Consider the following 15,668-nt stretch of genomic DNA (forward strand, 5'->3'; position numbering starts at 1 on the left):
TTCTTACTCATCCCCATCGTCATCATCATCGTTGTCTCCGGGCTGTTGCTGGCCCTGCGGATTTTGTTGCGGGGCAGGAGCTGCACTGGGAGTCGGAGCCTGAGTTTGGCGCGGTGCGGCCTGTGGGGTTCCGATATTCGCATTGGGCATGGGCTGGTTGGGAGTGCCCTCCAGCGCCTTACTCATGTAGGGAGCCCAGATATTTTGGCCGACGAAAGTCTCACCGAAGATTTGCGAGTAGTAGCGTCCGTTGATTCGGACGTTTTGAACCGGGGTTGTCGAGGCGTTGCCGTGACCAACCCATGCGGCGGTGGTGAGTTCTGCGGTCGATCCCGTCAACCAGGTGTTTGCCGAGTAGTCAGTCGTACCGGACTTGGCGGCAAATTGACGACCGCCTGACAGGCGCGTCGCGGTGTAGTACTGGCTAGCCGACTTGGTCAGGGTTGTTGCAACCTTTTGAGCGACCTGCGGATCGATGACCTGCTTGCAGTTCGCCGAACCTTCCTTGAGAACGTTCTCTTGACGGTCGGTAACCTTCGCGATCGAGTAGGGCTGGCACATCTTGCCGTCATTGACGAAGGTTGCGAAAGCGCGTGCCATGGTCAGCGGTGAAGCAGAACCAGAACCCAAGATGTTACCGGGCACGGCCAAGATGGGTTCACCGTTTCCGTCATCGATGCCCATGTCAGCAGCGACTTTGAAAATATCGCAGAAGTTGAGCTTAGAAGCCATGTTAACGAAGGAGTGGTTCACCGAAAGGCCCGTTGCGCCGATGACGTTAAAGGCGCCGTCCTTACCGGCCAAGTCGACGACGTTCCAGCTTTCGGTGTGGATCGGAGCGCCATCACACTTGAAGGAGCCATTGGGGAAGTTCGTTCGCCCGTCAATGGTTTCATAACCCGAGCGGCCTTCCTTGTACCATTCGGCCAAGACGAAGACCTTGAAGGTTGATCCAACCTGGAAGGAACCATCAGCCGAATAGTTTGACATAGTTTCGTCTTCGCCCACGCCGTAGACGGTGTTTTGGGCCATTGCGACAACTTCACCCGTTTGGGGAACTAAGGAAACCAAAGCATTATCCAAACCGGAGGCATCGTCGGAAGGAATGGTCTTTGTTAAGGCTTCATAGGCGGCATGCTGCTTCTTCGGATCAAGAGTCGTTCGGATGGTCAGGCCACCGGTCTTAAGAAGACGCTCACGCTCAATAGAGGTCTTACCGAATGCGCTATCGGCAAGGAACTGACGCACTGCATAGGAACAGAAGTAGGCATTTTCATCGCCGGCACCCGAGCATCCCTCACGAATCTGAGTGGGGTGAAGCATGTCGGTCACGTTCACGGCCTTTGCTTCGGCTTCTTCGGCCTCTGTAATGACGCCCTGGTCAGCCATGACGGAAAGGACGATATCGCGGCGTTCTTGCGCGGCCTCGGGGTGCTGAAGGGGGTTGTACTGAACAGGGGACTGGACGAGGCCGGCTAGGAGCGCGGCTTCACCGATCGTCAGTTCGTTGGCGGACTTGGAGAAATAGAGCCGAGAGGCAGCCTCAACGCCATAAGTGATGGGACCGAAAGGTGCGATATTCAAGTAGCCACTGAGGATCTGGTCCTTATCCATTTGCTTCTCAACAGCAAGCGCGTACTTGATTTCGCGAAGTTTACGTTCGGTGGTTTGCTCAGTTGCGGCCTCGACCTGGTCGGCATCGCCTTCCATGTAACCCTTTTCGGCCAAGGCATTACGAACGTATTGCTGGGTAATGGTCGATGCGCCCTGCTTTCCACCATCGTCGCCGAGGTTATTGACCATTGCACGGGCAATACCTGTAGGGTCGACACCGTGGTGTTCGAAGAAGCGTCGGTCTTCAATGGCGACGATAGCTTTCTTCATGATGGGCGCGATTTTGTCCGAGGGGATGACAATGCGCTGCTTGTCGTAGAAACGGGCAATTACTTGGCCGTTCGTATCGAGCATGGTGGACTCGGTCGCGGGAGTGACAACCTGGATGTCGGTGGGGATCTCGTCGAAGATCTCCATCCCTGCTTTCGCCGTGATTGCACCGGTTCCGACGGCCGGCACCAAGACGCCAGCGCTGACCACACCGACAAGTGTTGATGCTGCCAAGAATGACAGCAAGAGCGCCACCAGCTGTGCGGGTCGAACAAAGCGTGTATGCGACTGAGCCATAGGTACAGGATACGTGTAGAGGCCTCGGAAAGAGAGAGGAAGAGGTGGATTAGGTCAACGTTTGGCATCTTTGCCACATTACGGACCGAAGCCGTCCTAATTTCCCTTATGAAAATTTCATGTGTATTCTCTGAGGAAGAGGTCAATGTTGACCACATGGAGAGGGTGGAGTTTCATATGATTGACGACCACGGTTGGGTTGAGTATGCCCTGTGTGCCGAAGATGAACCCGACTCCCTGTTTGTGCAGGGCGCAGCTCAGCGTCAAGTTCGTATGCGCTGCATGGAGTGCCCCGTGCGCCTTGAGTGCCTTGCAGACGCCTTGCAGTCACAGATGTCTTACGGCGTGTGGGGCGGTCTTACCGAACGCGAACGCCGCGTGATTTTGCGCGTCTATCCAGAAAGGACTGACTGGAGTGAGTGGCTCATGCATTCTCGAGATCCTCTGGCAGTTGAGTTGCGCAAACCGCGGGTTCCCCAAAGCTTGTCGGTGAAACATCTTCGTACAAATGCCAAGGCATTACGAGAGGCATCACTTTCTGTTGCTGCGCGTGGCTAATCGCCGCGAGTGCCGTAGGATGGCGCTATGACTACATGGGAATATGCAACAATTCCGCTTCTAACTCACGCAACGAAGGCAATCCTCGACCAGTGGGGAGCCGATGGCTGGGAGCTCGTCCAAGTTGTTCCAGGACCGACTGGTTCAGATAGCTTGGTCGCGTATCTGAAGCGTCCGAAGCAAGACTGATACTGCGGATATTTCTTCGCAATAAACTATCGGGGCCGAGCAGGTTTATCACCTGCTCGGCCCCGAAGGCATTGAGCTAAAGATTAGCGAGCGCGGCGTGCTAGACGATCGACGTCAAGCAGTGTGACCGCACGGCCTTCCAGACGGATCCAACCACGCGAAACGAAATCTGCCAAGGACTTGTTGACAGTTTCACGCGAAGCGCCAACCAGCTGGGCCAGTTCTTCCTGAGTGAGGTCGTGAGGAACGTGGATGCCCTTATCTGTTGCCGTACCGAAACGATCTGCAAGATCAAGCAGCGCCTTGGCAACGCGGCCGGGGACGTCGGAGAAGACCAGATCGGAAAGTGATTCATTCGTACGACGCAGGCGCTGTGCCAGTGCACGGAGCATGTGCTTGGCCAGAGTCGGGTTCGCTTCGACGATCTCCATGAGGTCGCTGTGCAGCAGGTGCAGCAGGGTGGCGGGAGATACGGCGGTTGCGGTGGTCGAGCGCGGGCCTGGATCGAAGAGGGTCAGTTCACCGAGAATTTCGCCGGGTCCAAGAACTGCAAGCAGGGATTCGCGGCCGTCATTCGAGGTGTGGCCCAGCTTCACTTTGCCTTCGGTCACGATGTACAGACGGTCACCAAGATCGCCTTCTTCGAAGAGGGTTTCGCCGCGTCGCAGTGTTGTCTGACCCATCTTCTGCTGCAGCGATGCCTGTTGCGCCTCATCGAGTCCACTGAAGAGCGGGACTTGGTTGATGAAGTTTGCATCTCCATACATAAAGCCGGAACTCCGTTCTATTCGCGAGCGCCGCTAGCATGCGCCGCCGACTACTGAGCTGTCCTAATCATGTAAGACGGCAGCCCAGCACAAAAGAGCCACCGTGTGATAGTCGTAACTATTATGCACGGTGAACGGTCTAAATCACATATTTGCACACAGTTTGCGCAAATTCGTTTCTTTAGAGTTGACTCTCCGCTGCAAAGTGAGCGGATTCTTTGATGAAAGGAAGGATTGCCTGGATCAGAGCTTGAGGGTTTTCTTCCTGTGGGAAATGACCGCATTCGCCAATTGCGCGCATGGTGAATTCGCCGCTGGTCGCTTGGACATCATCAGCAAAATCAACGTGCGACCATAAACCGTCGTCGCGCGCCTGAATCGAAAGCACGGGTACCGTCACGCTCCGTGTCAGAACATTCTTGGAGCTAAATGAGGGCCTAAACGTTGCCCGCAGTGACTCCCATGCGGATCGAACCGCAATGTGACGGGAAAGAGCCTCGCGGTAGACTTCCGCATTTTCAAGCATTTCATCGCGGTTAAAAGGCGCCGCCCACTGAGAGATTGAACGGTTGATCCATGCTGAGCGTGCCGCGAAGAAGGCTACACGAGGACGGCGCGATAGCAGGGTTGAGAACCAGCGGCCTCGGCCTCGGGAAGAAAGCCCACGCAGGAAGTGCAGACCCAGCGGATGAGGGGCACACACCGGCACAATCGCCTGCAAGCCCGCAGGTTTAAGCGCGCCGAGCATCCACGCGACCACGCCACCCATGCCGTTGCCGACAACCGTGTAGGAAGAAATTCCCAGTGCCGAGGCCACGCCAGCGACGTCCGCCGCCAGCTGGGTGAGTTCGACTTCTCCCGGAGCAAGATCGGAGGTACCAAAGCCTCGAAGATCCATTGCAATGGTGCGGATACCGGCCTGCGTGAAGGCGGGAATAACCTCCCGCCACGTCCACCAAGTCATCGGGAACGAGTGAAGGAGGATAACGGCAAAAGAGGCATCTTCGGGTCCCGCGTCGGCGATATGGAAGGATGCTCCCGAGGCTGAAATCCTACGGTGAACCCAGGGCCCGGGAGCTTCCAATACCGCGCGTGAAACCTCGGGTTTCACCGCAGACCAGCTGCCTTTTCAGCGCGACGACGTTCGCGGGCGGTGAAGTGTGCACCCGTGGGATTGACGCGCTCTACTTGCTCGCGCATTGCCTCTTCATTGCGTCCGCGGCGACGAACCGAATGCGAAAGGGATGCGATGCCAAGCAGTGCAATTCCAAGGAAGAGTAGGCGGCCGGAGTATCCGGATGCTTGGAGGTGGTGTGCAAGGTTAGCGCCCAAGGCACCGGAATTCTGCAGGAAGTGCAGAACGGAAACCGTGTGTGCAGAGGTAAATCCGGGGGCGAAAACCCAGGGAAGGCCGGCTGCGAAGAAGCAGAGGCCGCCGATCCATGCGCCCAGTGAGGAGCGCTTGAATGCTTCAAATAGTGCAATAACTGCCACGAAAGCGATGGCAACTTCGGTGAGAGCAAGCCAGTTGATCACGCCGGTTGCTGCAGGGTTGCCCTCGGGAAGTGTCATGCGAGCGCCAGCATCGGCAATGAGGTACCAAGTGATGGGTAGAGCAAAGATGCCCAAAGCCAACGAGCTCCAGTGAGCGGCCGCGCGAGAGGGCATTTCAGGAACGACGGTTGCGCCCTCAAAAAGGGCATCGTCGAGGCTCTCGGGGGTCTCTTGAGGAACGGTACGTTCGCCGCTATCTTCACGAGGTTTCCACGAAGCTTCGGTCGTTGCGCTTTCCGCTGCCGGAGCAATGAATGCACGCCTACGAACCTGGGTGCTTTCAACCTCGTCCTCGGGTTCCTCGGTGGTTTCGGGCTGAGCAGGTGTGCGGCGCGAGAGGGCGTCGGGAACCTCGGTCACCGAAGGAGAGTCCTCAGGTTCCTCTTCCGTGGCTTCGGAAGCAGCCGGGATCGTTGTGGTGTGTGCGGAGTCGGGAGCTTCCTCAGATTCTTCGGGGGATGCATCCTTGGGCTCTGCGTTGTCCTCAGTAGTTTCCTCAGACTTTTCCGAGGCCGGCTCAGCATCGTCGTCGTGGGAGGTGTGCTCAGACTCGGCTACGGTGTTCTCATCGTGCGCTAAGTCGTGGCTATCGCCCTGAGATGGTTTTTCGCTCGAAGGTTCGTCTGAAGAGGATTCCTCGGTCTGCGCATCCTGCTGTTCCTGAGCTGATTCGGGCTTGGCCTCGGAAAGCTCAGACGTCGAACGCTGTGCAAGAGCATCATCTACGGATGTTGGGGTGACACCCATGTGAACGGGTTCAACCTGACTGGTTTCGGTGACTGATGCGCCTCCGATGATGTCTTCGGCTGCAGATGCCTCACCGGGAAGGGTGACTTCTTCACCGGTCAGGGGTGTTTCCTCACCGGTATGGGGGTGATCGATTTCTTCCGTCACCTTGTCAACGTCTTCCTTGTGTTCCTGATCAGACATGGGACCTCCTCTTCTCGTGCTGACGATAACGAGAAAACGAATATTTTTGGGGATTACCCGCCGAGAAGCGCTGGATTATGCGACTTGGTTGGAGCTTGATGCGTCGTTGGGGGCGTAGCGACGAGCCCAGTAAATTCCCAAGGTCGAGGCCGCAAGGATCATTCCGTAGGCAGAAATAGTCGATGCGGACATCAAAATCTGGGTTCCCATTGATTTTCCAGGGGTCACGACAGCACCGGAGAGGCTTGTTCCAACGGGAATTAGAAGGAAAGCGGGGATGGTGTAGACCCAAGCGATGACCTGAGGGCCGATCATTGACCAGCGCGAAACCAGTGCGATCAATCCCAAGATGACGGCAACTGCGATGCCCTCCGATGTATGCATGGGGGTCTGTGCAATAACGCCGTGCAGTCCGCTGGAAGCCATTGGAAGCGAATCGGCTGGAGCGCAGCGAACGAGAAGCACGACGGCAATAACTCCCAGTGGAAGTGAAGCCACTGCGACTGCGATTCGCTCACCCTGGTGGTGCTGAAAGGACATCAGCTGATTGGAATCCGGGCTGTTTTCGCGCGCTCGGTGAGTCAGAGCCAAAGCAACTCCGCCACCAAAAAGGATCGCAGCTACGCATAAGGGGTAGAGATTCCAGGTTTGTGCGGCAGAAATATCGTTGGTTGAAAGGTTTGAGGCTACAAGGAAGTGCACTCGAAGGTAACCAAAGGTCTGTAAGAAACCAATGACAAGTTCCCAAGCGGCAGCAATGAACATACCAATGGAATTGCGCTCACAGTTGATAGAAATCATGGCCAGAAGAATGGCCGAAAAAGCCATGCCGATCATGCCCTCGACCGAGGCCAAGGGAACACCAATCGCAGCTCGTGCCTGAAGATCCGCGAGCGACATTCCCATGAGGATCAGGGCAAGGGGCGCAAAGATGACAGCGAAGATCGCTGGACGCAAGATAGCGCCGACCGGGAGGGACAATCTGGACATATATCAAGTATGCCGGTACTAGCTGGGAATTGAGCGGTGTTCCCAATAGCCGATGCCTATTCCTCCTGCCAAAGCGACGGGAATCATCGCGTGGGCCAGAACTACGCAGGCCTCGGCAGGCATGAGAACTTCTGTGTTGTTATTGAGGATGGTCATCGTTGACACCTTGGCTTGGTGCGGAAACAGCAGCGTTATCCACAGGGGCGGGATTAGCTCTAGTTTTCCACAGATTTCGCGGACGCGGTGGTATTCCGTGGAAAGAAAATTCACGCTCGTACCATGAAGAGCGAAGGCTACGTTGCATTTTGGGGACTTTCGCAAGGTGCTGAGCAATCATTGCGTGCGGTCTGTGCTTTGTTGGGGATTAATAGTCGCCAGTGTCATCCAGAAGAGTGTGAGCGTACGGAATTCCGCGTTGAGGAAGTGATCTGCGCTGTCCTTGGTAGGAGCGAAGATCGAGCCCGGTGGGAACACCGTGGAATCCACGTGTTGGTTATCGGAGATGCGCTGCGTCTTCCGGGTTGTGAGAAGGCGATTGGGCAGCTCATCCTTGCAGACCATGCGCGCTGGCAGGCTACGGTATCGCCGCATTCTTCCCACCTTTGCGTGGGAATCGCAGGTTGGAGCGGGGGAGTAGGGGTCTCTGCCCTTACCTGGGATCTGTGTGCGGACACGGGAAGCGTTTTAGTGAATTGCTCGGGACCGGGACCTGCACGAGGTCGTGGCGGACACATCCTTGTTCCCGAGGACGGGCAGGTGGCATGGTCGCGCTTGAGCAAAGGCGAGCGTTATTTCCTTCCCTCGATCGCGAATAGTCTTCCCTGTGCTCAGGGGGTATCTTTTGTCGGCGGGGATTCACGCGGTTATGCCGATTCAGATGACTCACGGCTCCCGGGGCTTCTTGCTGCTCTGCGTGAAACTCGCACTGTGGTGTGCGATCTGGGCAGATGGGGAGCTCAATGCGAACAAACTGCAAGGAATTTCGATGCGCTCATTCTTATAGGTTTGGGAGATGCTGTTGGGGCCGCGCGTCTGTGTGCTCTCAGTGCGTCATTTCCATTCCCGTGTCGAAGTTTTCTCTTAATCGCGCCACCTCCACGTGGTGGATTCTTTTCACGAACTCCACTTAGCGGGCACATCTCTTCGACTCAAATCTCTCAAATTACCCACACCGAAGGAATGGGGGTGCATCCAGCGGGGATAAGGCCTCGGCAGGGGCGGAAAGGAAGGCGTGCCCGCTCACGACTGTGGGAACAGGTTGTGGAGTGCACGCAATGAGCTTGATCGACGATTGCCTTGTAGTAGCGCATTCGGGAAACAAGGGCGACCAGGCTGCGATACCTGTCAAACCTATCGGGATGGGAATTGAAGAGCTTGGTACGCATTTGGAAGAACTTGAAGCTCGTTTTAATGGCTTGGGAAAGATATTGGCTCCCTTGATTCACCTTCCCGGAATTACGGATATCTTGGTGAATTCCACGCAGGTGTGGGCCGATTGCGGGCAGGGGGTTCAACCGGCTGGATGCTCTTTTGACAGTGAAGAAGAAGTGCGTGAATTAGCTGTCACGATGGCAGGAATTTGCGGAAAGCGTTTAGATGATGCGGCTCCGATTGTTGATGGAGTCTTGCCCATGGGGATTCGTCTTCACGCGGTTATCCCACCACTTTCTGGTGGGGGAACTCTGATTTCTCTGAGGATTCCTGCCAGAAATGGTCTCAGCATTGGGCAGATGCGTGAGATGGGGAGCATTGATAGCACCTCATTTCAGGTGTTGATGCGCGCGCTTGATATGCGATGCAACATCCTTATTTCTGGTGCTACGGGAAGTGGAAAAACCACTCTGCTTGCAGCACTTTTGGGCGCGTTGCCCGACTCTCAGAGGCTGATCTGTATCGAAGAAATGAGCGAATTAAATCCTCGGCATCCCCATGTTGTTCACCTTCAAGCCAGACAGGCTAATGCTCAGGGACGTGGGGAAGTGACTCTTTCGGAACTGGTCCGAGCTGCCATGCGTATGAGGCCGGACCGCATCGTTTTAGGGGAATGTAGAGGTATCGAAGTTCGTGACATTATGACTGCCTTGAATACCGGGCACCGCGGAAGTTTTGCCACGATTCATGCGAATACTCCCGCAGAAGTTCCCGCCCGACTTGCCGCATTGGGAGCTCTCGCGGGAATGGATGCTCGGGCAACGGATCTGCAGGCAAAGGCAGCGTTTCAGGTGGTTGTCCACATGGAGCGTGTTGCTCACGGTCCAAAGCGCGGCGCCCGCCAGCTGACACAGATCGGGATTTTTGGGATGGAAAATGGGGCACTTGCGTGCAGCTGTGCCTATCGATGTGATTGCCGAGGCCGCGGCACCCCCGGACCAGCGTGGGAAGGACTGCGCGCAATGCTTACTGAGGACCCCTGATGCGCAGCAGGACATTTCGGCGTGTTCTGATGTGGGATCCGCATCCATTGACGGGTGGGCAGCAGCGATTCTGGTCGAATCTGCAACGGGTGCACACTCGGCCTTGGCGGGGGAGTACTTCACATCCCACCCTTACCGAAGCGGCTCAATCTCTGAGAAAAGTCAGTGCTTTGGTTCGTGCTGGCTTGTCCGCGAGTGATGCATGGCTACAGGTGGGTGAAGGAGAAGAAGGAGTTCCCTATGGGGTTGCTTCCACTGTTCTCAAACAGGCTGGAGAGCATGCTCGTATGGTTACTGCAGCCTGCGCAGTTTCCCACGAATTAGGTGCTCCTTTGTCGGCGGTTTTGGATGCTTTGGCACAAAACTTTGATGATATTGAGCGCATTCAAAAGGCACGACGAGTCGCTGGTGCTGGCCCCGCCCTATCCGCGAAGATCCTCAACTTACTGCCACTGCTGGCACTGCTCGCGGTATTCATCATGGGGATTAACCCATTTCCTGTGCTTGTTGATGGGGGAGTGGGTTCGATGTGTGCAGTAATCGGACTGTCATTTTTGGGAGCGGGGCGATGGGTCTCGCTTCGTCTGATACGCCGATCGTCACGTCAGTGGGAGGAGAGCGCTCAGGAAGATCTCGCAATTATCTGTGAGCTGGTAATCGCTGCATTGGATTCTGGAGTCTCCATTCCTCGAGCTTTGGAGTGCATTGGACGTTCAGCGGAAATCGAAGAGCTGGTGAGAGCCGCCAGTTGTTTGACTCTTGGCGTGCGGTGGGATCGCGCTTGGGAGGGATGCGGTGAGGGGATAACAAGCATTGCCGAGGTTCTACGAGAAGCATGGGTGCGTGGAGCATCAGTTGATCATCAGCTGCATGCTTTAGCGGAAGCGAGCAGGGATCAAAGACTTACTGATGCGCGTGCCAGAGCAGAGGAATTGGGAGTGAAATTGGTTGTGCCCTTGGGGCTACTGATGTTGCCAGCTTTTATCTTCCTAGGGGTTGCGCCGGTACTTCTGACGATGGCACGAAATAGCTTCTGAGAAGTCCCGCGAATGTTATCCACAGTTTCTGTGTGCCGACGATTCATCCACAATTTTCACGGCTGCAGAGACTGAGGAAAGATTCTCGGCGCACTCTCAAGACATGGGAACGAAGAGAAAGGAAAGGCCCATGTTGACGGAAGAAATACTTCACGACGATCGTGATCCCAAGAGTGAAATGATGACAGATCCAGAAGAAGGATCGACAACGGTCGAATATGCGATTGGGGCATTGGCAACGGCGGGATTCGCCGGTTTGCTCTTAGTGGTTTTAAAGTCCGGTGTCGTGCAATCTGCCCTTGAACATCTCATTAGCTCTGCATTGAGTATTTCATGAGACTGAGATACGACCGCTCCATGCCGTCATCCGAAAAGCACTCGGATGACGGCATGGTCAGCGTTGAAATTGCTCTGGGGACCTTCTCGATAGTCATCATGATTGCACTTGTCCTTTCAGTCTTTGCTGCTGCCATGACCACCCAGAATTTGTGTACTGCGCTTTCGGCGGGCGTCCGTGAAAGCGCTCGCGGAGGAAACGGGCAGGAAACTGCGCGTGTGATGTCCACTCGGATATCAGGGGCCCACTTTGAGTTCTCCGCAGACGAGAAGTGGATTTACGGCAAAGCACAAGCTCCCTATAGAGGCCCTGCGGGAATGATCGGCTTGAACTCGCAGTGCAGATATCAGATGTTGCGCGAAAGTACTGTGGTAGGTGGCGATTGAGGATGGGTAAAAAGAGGGGTTCGGATGAAGGCTCCGGGACAATCATGGTGGTTGGAGTTCTGGCTGTCCTTTCCGTTCTTGCCTGCAGTGCACTGGTATACATTGCTCTTCTTGTGGCGGGGAATAGAGCCCAGAATATTGCGGATCTCAGTGCTCTGGCGGGAGCAGATGTTTCCGCAACAGCTCAGTGGGAATCGGTTGAGGAAAAAGCCTGTCGTGCAGCAAATGAGGTTGCTCAAGAAAACGGAGCAATGCTGAGCTCATGTCACTGCGAAAGTGTCGACACGATCGTCACGGTGCGTGTGAGCAGTGGGTGGGGATGGAGTGTCTTCCGCTCGGCTCGAGCGGGAGTTGATAATGAAAGTGCTTTAGATGCACTTGAGGGGCCTGCCCCCCGGCTGGCCCCTCAAGCATCCCATCAACACAGTGCGAGTTTCCCGAAAAGTCTTTCGGTGTGGCATCCCCACTTAAGTGGGGTCCAACTCTCGATGACTTAAATATAGGAAGTGATACTGTATGGATACTATTTTGTATCTGAAAGTTTTCTGGGAATTTCTTCGAAAGGCGAATGCTCGACAAGGAAGCCCAAAAGGCGCTCTGCACCGGACTTGGAGAGCGGCTCATTCCCGTTTCCGCACTTCGGAGACTGGACACACCGGGGGCATCCATCGTGGCATTGGCACTCAGAAACAGCCTGATAGGTGCGCTCCATCCAAACACGTGCGTGGGCGAAACCGTAATGCGAATAGCCCGCTCCACCCGGATAAGCATCGTGAACAAAAACAGTTGGTAAATCGGTATCCGTATGGAGATTTGTCGAAAGCCCACCTAAATCCCAACGGTCGCAATTTGCCAGTAGGGGAAGAAGTGCGATCGAAGCATGCTCTGCTGCGTGGAGCGCTCCTAAGACATCACCTTTATCGATCCCGATCGCTGCCATTGTCGCTGGAGTCAAGGTGTACCAACAGGCTTGAGTGCGTAAAGTGCGCTCCGGCATATCTAGTTGAGTATTTGAGATGTATTCCAGCCCTGGAAGTCGAAGGAGGTCGAAATCGGTGACCTGACGGGTGACATCAACGGTCCCTCGATACCAGTGAACAAGAGAATCTGGGCTGACCCATTCTTCATCAATACTGATAACCCGCAATGAAGTCGCATCTTGGGCCCTGGTCCTGAGCGGTGTGCGGACTTCTTCGACGTAGGCGATACGTGTGGGTCCTTCTTCGAGAGAGAGGACGTGGAAGGTTCGTCCCTGGTGCACGTAGATCGCATCCGGAAACACCTGCGAATCCGCGGAATCTTGGGGGACAGAACCGATGATGCTTCCGCTTCGGGTATCGACAATTTGAACATCGCCACCGCTGCCGCGGATCTGGATTTTCTCCCATGGGCCATCAGAAGAGCTGACATTCCAACGCCAGCCCCCACTTCGGTTAACCAGTAGCCCTTCCTGACCAAGCTCAGCTAAAAGAGCGGGAGCTCCACTTCCGAAAACCGCGATTGCCTCATCGTTGGGAAGAGGGAGTTCGGCAGCCGCAGCACACAGGTGATCGCGCAAGACCCAGGGGTTTTGAGGATCTAATACCGCTGCCTCGACAGGGGAAAAAATCTCATCGCTGTGATGAACAAGGAAAGAATCAAGGGGGTTGTCGCCAGCAATAAGAACAGAAATACCATCTGCTCCAGCACGTCCGGAGCGCCCAACCTGCTGCCAAAATGATGCGCGAGTCCCAGGCCATCCAGCCGTGATGGTGACATCAAGCCCAGAGATGTCGATACCCATTTCTAAGGCGGAGGTCGTTGCAAGTGCTCGCAATTGACCCGAACGCAGTGCAGATTCTAAGGCGCGTCGTTCTTCGGGAAGGAAACCACCCCTATACGCAGCGACGGCCGATGCTAGTTCTGGAGCATCGCGAAGTTTGTCGCGGGTCTGGGCGGCGACGGCCTCGGCACCACCGCGTGAACGAACAAAGGTCAGCAGGCGAGCATCGGCGCGAATAAGCTCTGCGCACAAAAGCGAAGCCTCTGTTTGGGCGGAAAGACGCTGAGTTGGAGCTTCAAGAACCGTTTCTTCGCCGGCCTCGGCGGCACGGAGAGCAGAAAGGAAGGCATCAATTGATACATCTTCTTCGCGGGGAACCTCGCGGCCCTCCCACATAAAGATGTGGTGAGTTCCGCGTCCGGAAGTATCGTCTGTGATCGCGTCGATGTTTTTGCGCCCAATCATTGTCTGAGCAACGGATTGTGGATCGGCCAGAGTCGCGGACATCATAATGACCTGGACGTCTGCACCAAGGTGGCGCGCAATTCTTAAAAGTCGGCGTAAAACCAGAGCAATATGGCTACCGCTGACGCCTCGCCACTGGTGCATTTCGTCAACAATCACGTAGCGTAGCGATGCGAAAAAGCGAGTCCAGCGCTCATGACGGGGGAGCATGACGTAGTGCAGGTAGTCCGGGTTCGTTAGGACGATATCGGCGTTTGCGCGAGCCCATTCCTTGGCTTCGCGAGGAGTATCCCCATCGGCAAGTGCAAGGGCGACGTCATGTTCGAGGCCATCAACAAGATGGTTCAGCGAATGAAGCTGGTCTGCTGCAAGCGCTTTGGTTGGTGAGAGGTAAAGGCAGCTTGGACGCCGGTGAATATCGGAGATTCTGTTGGAGTCATCGGCCTGAACCAGGTCTGAAAGAATCGGCGTCCATGCGACCAGAGACTTGCCTGATCCCGTACCGGTAGCAACGACAACATCGCGTCCGGAATGGATTGACTCAAGGGCTTGCACTTGGTGAAGCCACGGTTCATCAACACCGCTTTGGTGCCACGCTGACACGACAGGGGTAGGAATCCACTCGGGCCACGGTGAAGTTTGTGCATCTTGGGCAGAAAGGCAGCGATAATCGACAAACTGACCCTGCGTGCCTCGGGAGCGGATGATCTCGAGCAGGTCCTCAGAGCGTGAATCCATCAGAGCCCAAAAGCGGCACCACTATGAGCGGAGCGTCCCTCGGCCTCGGCATCAGTGGAGGCAGGGCTACCCGACTGGGGCTGCGCGAAGGACTCAGCGTAGGCCGAGGCCTCGGGCGAAGCAGAGTAGGGAGTTGCCTCTGGAGCGACCCATCCCAAGGTCTGGGTTGCGGCCTCTTGCATGTAACGGATCGCGTCAATTCCGGTTGAAATACCTGCGCCCAGGTGGTCGGTGAGCTGCTGATCCGATAGGCCGGCAGAAGTGTCAACGGCGAAATCGGCACACACCTGAAGAGAACCGGCGGGATCCAACATCCAATAAACCGTTGGGAAATACTTCTCACGGTTCCATGAATCAGCTGCGGCGAAAAGCGGATGGCCGGCCTTTTCGGCCTCGAAGTCGGTATCCCAGACCGCACGAATCGACAGGAAGCGCTCGGAAGAATCCATACTGAGCAGGAAAGGCACTCCGTCAAAAACGGCACCAGCAGCGCGGTTATCCGCCAAAACATCAGCCTGGAACTGGAGCTCAGAAAGAGTGCGCATTAAGCGATCGAAAGTCACCTTATACGGCGTGATCGAATCCTTGGGTACGGGATAGGGACCCGGAAGCGTGCTCATGATCGATCTCCCTGGTGGAGTGAGATGGTGTTCGCCTCGCTCGATGATTCTCGATCCGAATCTTCATCACTCCACGTGACGAATTCGGGAAGGGTTTCTTCAAGATCGGAGAAGAAACCCATGATCATCGACATTGAAGTTTCGAAGAAGGTATCGAGCTGGGCCTCCGAAAGACCGTTTGTTGCAACGATGTCGCATTCGGCAATCAGCCCGTAGCGTTGACCGTCTTCGAAAGGTGCCAAGTACGCCTTCGGGCCTGTGCGGGTTGCATTGCAGCGCCGAACTTCTTCCATGAGCGACGCAAATTCGGCATCATCGTTGGCAATTCCGCGCCAGTGCGCACGTAATTGGAGAATGTGGGGGTTTGAGGTGTTCCAGAAATAGATCGCATTTCGTGTCGGAACAGCGAGCTCTTCGTCTGAAGACTCACCAAAATTCAGATCGTGACCGTGCAAGACGGCGCGAATGCGGTCGGTGTTGACCGGAGAAATCGACACGTAGCACCCCTGATCCGAGTCGGTAGTGGCATTGAGCCGCAGTGACTCACGCCCGTTGACTCCTCCACTGTAACCGAATGACCGGAGTGCGGCTCGAGATAGAAGCTTGAGAATGTGACAAAATATCACCCTGATCAACCGAGGGAAAACCAAGTGTTCCAATAGAAAATGCCCTAGATGGGTGACTAAAATAAGACCTTCGAAGAACGCGGAACGAGACAGTTGCCACCTAGCTGGTTGTCG

17 protein-coding genes are annotated in these 15,668 nt (G+C 55.5%); 8 read left to right on the top strand and 9 right to left on the bottom strand.

The genetic code is table 11. The features are described 5' to 3' along the window. Positions 1-3: 3 nt before the first annotated feature. On the bottom strand, positions 4-2,181 hold the full coding sequence (locus QZR18_RS02310; protein WP_178705127.1) for a transglycosylase domain-containing protein: 2,178 nt from the start codon (positions 2,179-2,181) through the stop codon (positions 4-6). 177 nt (positions 2,182-2,358) lie between these two features. On the opposite strand from QZR18_RS02310, the gene QZR18_RS02315 reads away from it, so the two are divergent. Both QZR18_RS02315 and QZR18_RS02320 read left to right on the top strand, forming a co-directional pair. Beyond that, the gene (locus tag QZR18_RS02315; protein ID WP_295910197.1) at positions 2,359-2,739 is read left to right on the top strand and encodes a WhiB family transcriptional regulator; all 381 of its coding nucleotides are present in this window, start codon (positions 2,359-2,361) and stop codon (positions 2,737-2,739) included. A gap of 27 nt (positions 2,740-2,766) precedes the next feature. Continuing rightward, entirely contained in the window at positions 2,767-2,928 is a 162-nt protein-coding gene (locus QZR18_RS02320) for a DUF4177 domain-containing protein (RefSeq protein WP_009748214.1), read from the top strand. 83 nt (positions 2,929-3,011) lie between these two features. On the opposite strand, the gene QZR18_RS02325 is transcribed toward QZR18_RS02320, so the two are convergent. The 5 genes from QZR18_RS02325 to QZR18_RS02345 form a co-directional block, all read right to left on the bottom strand. Then, positions 3,012-3,695: a Crp/Fnr family transcriptional regulator gene (locus tag QZR18_RS02325; RefSeq protein WP_009748215.1), complete on the bottom strand. Its 684-nt coding sequence runs from the start codon at positions 3,693-3,695 to the stop codon at positions 3,012-3,014. A gap of 181 nt (positions 3,696-3,876) precedes the next feature. Beyond that, the gene (locus tag QZR18_RS02330; protein WP_178705132.1) at positions 3,877-4,806 is read right to left on the bottom strand and encodes an alpha/beta fold hydrolase; all 930 of its coding nucleotides are present in this window, start codon (positions 4,804-4,806) and stop codon (positions 3,877-3,879) included. Beyond that, positions 4,803-6,179: a hypothetical protein gene (locus QZR18_RS02335; RefSeq protein WP_178705135.1), complete on the bottom strand. Its 1,377-nt coding sequence runs from the start codon at positions 6,177-6,179 to the stop codon at positions 4,803-4,805. Before QZR18_RS02335 ends, QZR18_RS02330 begins: the two co-directional genes overlap by 4 nt. Before the next feature lie 75 nt (positions 6,180-6,254). Continuing rightward, on the bottom strand, positions 6,255-7,169 hold the full coding sequence (locus QZR18_RS02340; RefSeq protein WP_178705138.1) for a hypothetical protein: 915 nt from the start codon (positions 7,167-7,169) through the stop codon (positions 6,255-6,257). An 18-nt stretch (positions 7,170-7,187) separates the two neighbouring features. Continuing rightward, complete coding sequence (locus QZR18_RS02345) at positions 7,188-7,325, bottom strand: hypothetical protein (RefSeq protein ID WP_178705000.1); 138 nt, start codon at positions 7,323-7,325, stop codon at positions 7,188-7,190. A gap of 123 nt (positions 7,326-7,448) precedes the next feature. Between QZR18_RS02345 and QZR18_RS02350 the strand changes: the two genes are divergently transcribed. The 6 genes from QZR18_RS02350 (at position 7,449) to QZR18_RS02375 (ending at position 11,840) form a co-directional block, all read left to right on the top strand. Further along, positions 7,449-8,447 carry a hypothetical protein gene (locus tag QZR18_RS02350; protein WP_178705141.1) on the top strand — a complete coding sequence of 333 codons (999 nt, stop codon included), beginning with the start codon at positions 7,449-7,451 and terminating at the stop codon, positions 8,445-8,447. Beyond that, on the top strand, positions 8,444-9,583 hold the full coding sequence (locus QZR18_RS02355; protein WP_178705144.1) for a TadA family conjugal transfer-associated ATPase: 1,140 nt from the start codon (positions 8,444-8,446) through the stop codon (positions 9,581-9,583). The genes QZR18_RS02350 and QZR18_RS02355 overlap by 4 nt, the downstream gene beginning before the upstream one ends. Then, positions 9,583-10,620: a type II secretion system F family protein gene (locus QZR18_RS02360; RefSeq protein ID WP_178705147.1), complete on the top strand. Its 1,038-nt coding sequence runs from the start codon at positions 9,583-9,585 to the stop codon at positions 10,618-10,620. Before QZR18_RS02355 ends, QZR18_RS02360 begins: the two co-directional genes overlap by 1 nt. 130 nt (positions 10,621-10,750) lie before the next feature. After that, positions 10,751-10,957 carry a DUF4244 domain-containing protein gene (locus QZR18_RS02365; RefSeq protein WP_295910236.1) on the top strand — a complete coding sequence of 69 codons (207 nt, stop codon included), beginning with the start codon at positions 10,751-10,753 and terminating at the stop codon, positions 10,955-10,957. Beyond that, entirely contained in the window at positions 10,954-11,343 is a 390-nt protein-coding gene (locus tag QZR18_RS02370; RefSeq protein ID WP_178705153.1) for a hypothetical protein, read from the top strand. Before QZR18_RS02365 ends, QZR18_RS02370 begins: the two co-directional genes overlap by 4 nt. A gap of 2 nt (positions 11,344-11,345) precedes the next feature. Further along, positions 11,346-11,840: an Rv3654c family TadE-like protein gene (locus tag QZR18_RS02375; protein ID WP_178705156.1), complete on the top strand. Its 495-nt coding sequence runs from the start codon at positions 11,346-11,348 to the stop codon at positions 11,838-11,840. A 26-nt stretch (positions 11,841-11,866) separates the two neighbouring features. On the opposite strand, the gene QZR18_RS02380 is transcribed toward QZR18_RS02375, so the two are convergent. From QZR18_RS02380 to QZR18_RS02390, 3 genes are read right to left on the bottom strand one after another with little or no spacing between them, the layout of a single operon-like run. Further along, positions 11,867-14,308: a DEAD/DEAH box helicase gene (locus QZR18_RS02380; protein WP_178705158.1), complete on the bottom strand. Its 2,442-nt coding sequence runs from the start codon at positions 14,306-14,308 to the stop codon at positions 11,867-11,869. After that, positions 14,308-14,928 carry a YbjN domain-containing protein gene (locus QZR18_RS02385; RefSeq protein ID WP_178705161.1) on the bottom strand — a complete coding sequence of 207 codons (621 nt, stop codon included), beginning with the start codon at positions 14,926-14,928 and terminating at the stop codon, positions 14,308-14,310. Before QZR18_RS02385 ends, QZR18_RS02380 begins: the two co-directional genes overlap by 1 nt. Continuing rightward, on the bottom strand, positions 14,925-15,425 hold the full coding sequence (locus tag QZR18_RS02390) for a YbjN domain-containing protein (protein WP_178705164.1): 501 nt from the start codon (positions 15,423-15,425) through the stop codon (positions 14,925-14,927). Before QZR18_RS02390 ends, QZR18_RS02385 begins: the two co-directional genes overlap by 4 nt. Positions 15,426-15,668 lie beyond the last annotated feature (243 nt).

The organism is uncultured Actinomyces sp. (assembly GCA_900541895.1).
In the GTDB taxonomy this organism is placed as follows: Bacteria; Actinomycetota; Actinomycetes; order Actinomycetales; family Actinomycetaceae; genus Pauljensenia.

Excerpts from the sequence above, each read along its gene's own strand:
- QZR18_RS02360 (WP_178705147.1), top strand. The coding sequence starts at position 9,583 with ATGCGCAGCAGGACATTTCGGCGTGTTCTGATGTGGGATCCGCATCCA.
- QZR18_RS02325 (WP_009748215.1), bottom strand. The coding sequence starts at position 3,695 with ATGTATGGAGATGCAAACTTCATCAACCAAGTCCCGCTCTTCAGTGGA.
- QZR18_RS02355 (WP_178705144.1), top strand. The coding sequence starts at position 8,444 with ATGAGCTTGATCGACGATTGCCTTGTAGTAGCGCATTCGGGAAACAAG.
- QZR18_RS02335 (WP_178705135.1), bottom strand. The coding sequence starts at position 6,179 with ATGTCTGATCAGGAACACAAGGAAGACGTTGACAAGGTGACGGAAGAA.
- QZR18_RS02370 (WP_178705153.1), top strand. The coding sequence starts at position 10,954 with ATGAGACTGAGATACGACCGCTCCATGCCGTCATCCGAAAAGCACTCG.
- QZR18_RS02385 (WP_178705161.1), bottom strand. The coding sequence starts at position 14,928 with ATGAGCACGCTTCCGGGTCCCTATCCCGTACCCAAGGATTCGATCACG.
- QZR18_RS02320 (WP_009748214.1), top strand. The coding sequence starts at position 2,767 with ATGACTACATGGGAATATGCAACAATTCCGCTTCTAACTCACGCAACG.
- QZR18_RS02315 (WP_295910197.1), top strand. The coding sequence starts at position 2,359 with ATGATTGACGACCACGGTTGGGTTGAGTATGCCCTGTGTGCCGAAGAT.
- QZR18_RS02365 (WP_295910236.1), top strand. The coding sequence starts at position 10,751 with ATGTTGACGGAAGAAATACTTCACGACGATCGTGATCCCAAGAGTGAA.
- QZR18_RS02380 (WP_178705158.1), bottom strand. The coding sequence starts at position 14,308 with ATGGATTCACGCTCTGAGGACCTGCTCGAGATCATCCGCTCCCGAGGC.
- QZR18_RS02350 (WP_178705141.1), top strand. The coding sequence starts at position 7,449 with ATGAAGAGCGAAGGCTACGTTGCATTTTGGGGACTTTCGCAAGGTGCT.
- QZR18_RS02375 (WP_178705156.1), top strand. The coding sequence starts at position 11,346 with ATGGGTAAAAAGAGGGGTTCGGATGAAGGCTCCGGGACAATCATGGTG.
- QZR18_RS02310 (WP_178705127.1), bottom strand. The coding sequence starts at position 2,181 with ATGGCTCAGTCGCATACACGCTTTGTTCGACCCGCACAGCTGGTGGCG.
- QZR18_RS02340 (WP_178705138.1), bottom strand. The coding sequence starts at position 7,169 with ATGTCCAGATTGTCCCTCCCGGTCGGCGCTATCTTGCGTCCAGCGATC.
- QZR18_RS02345 (WP_178705000.1), bottom strand. The coding sequence starts at position 7,325 with ATGACCATCCTCAATAACAACACAGAAGTTCTCATGCCTGCCGAGGCC.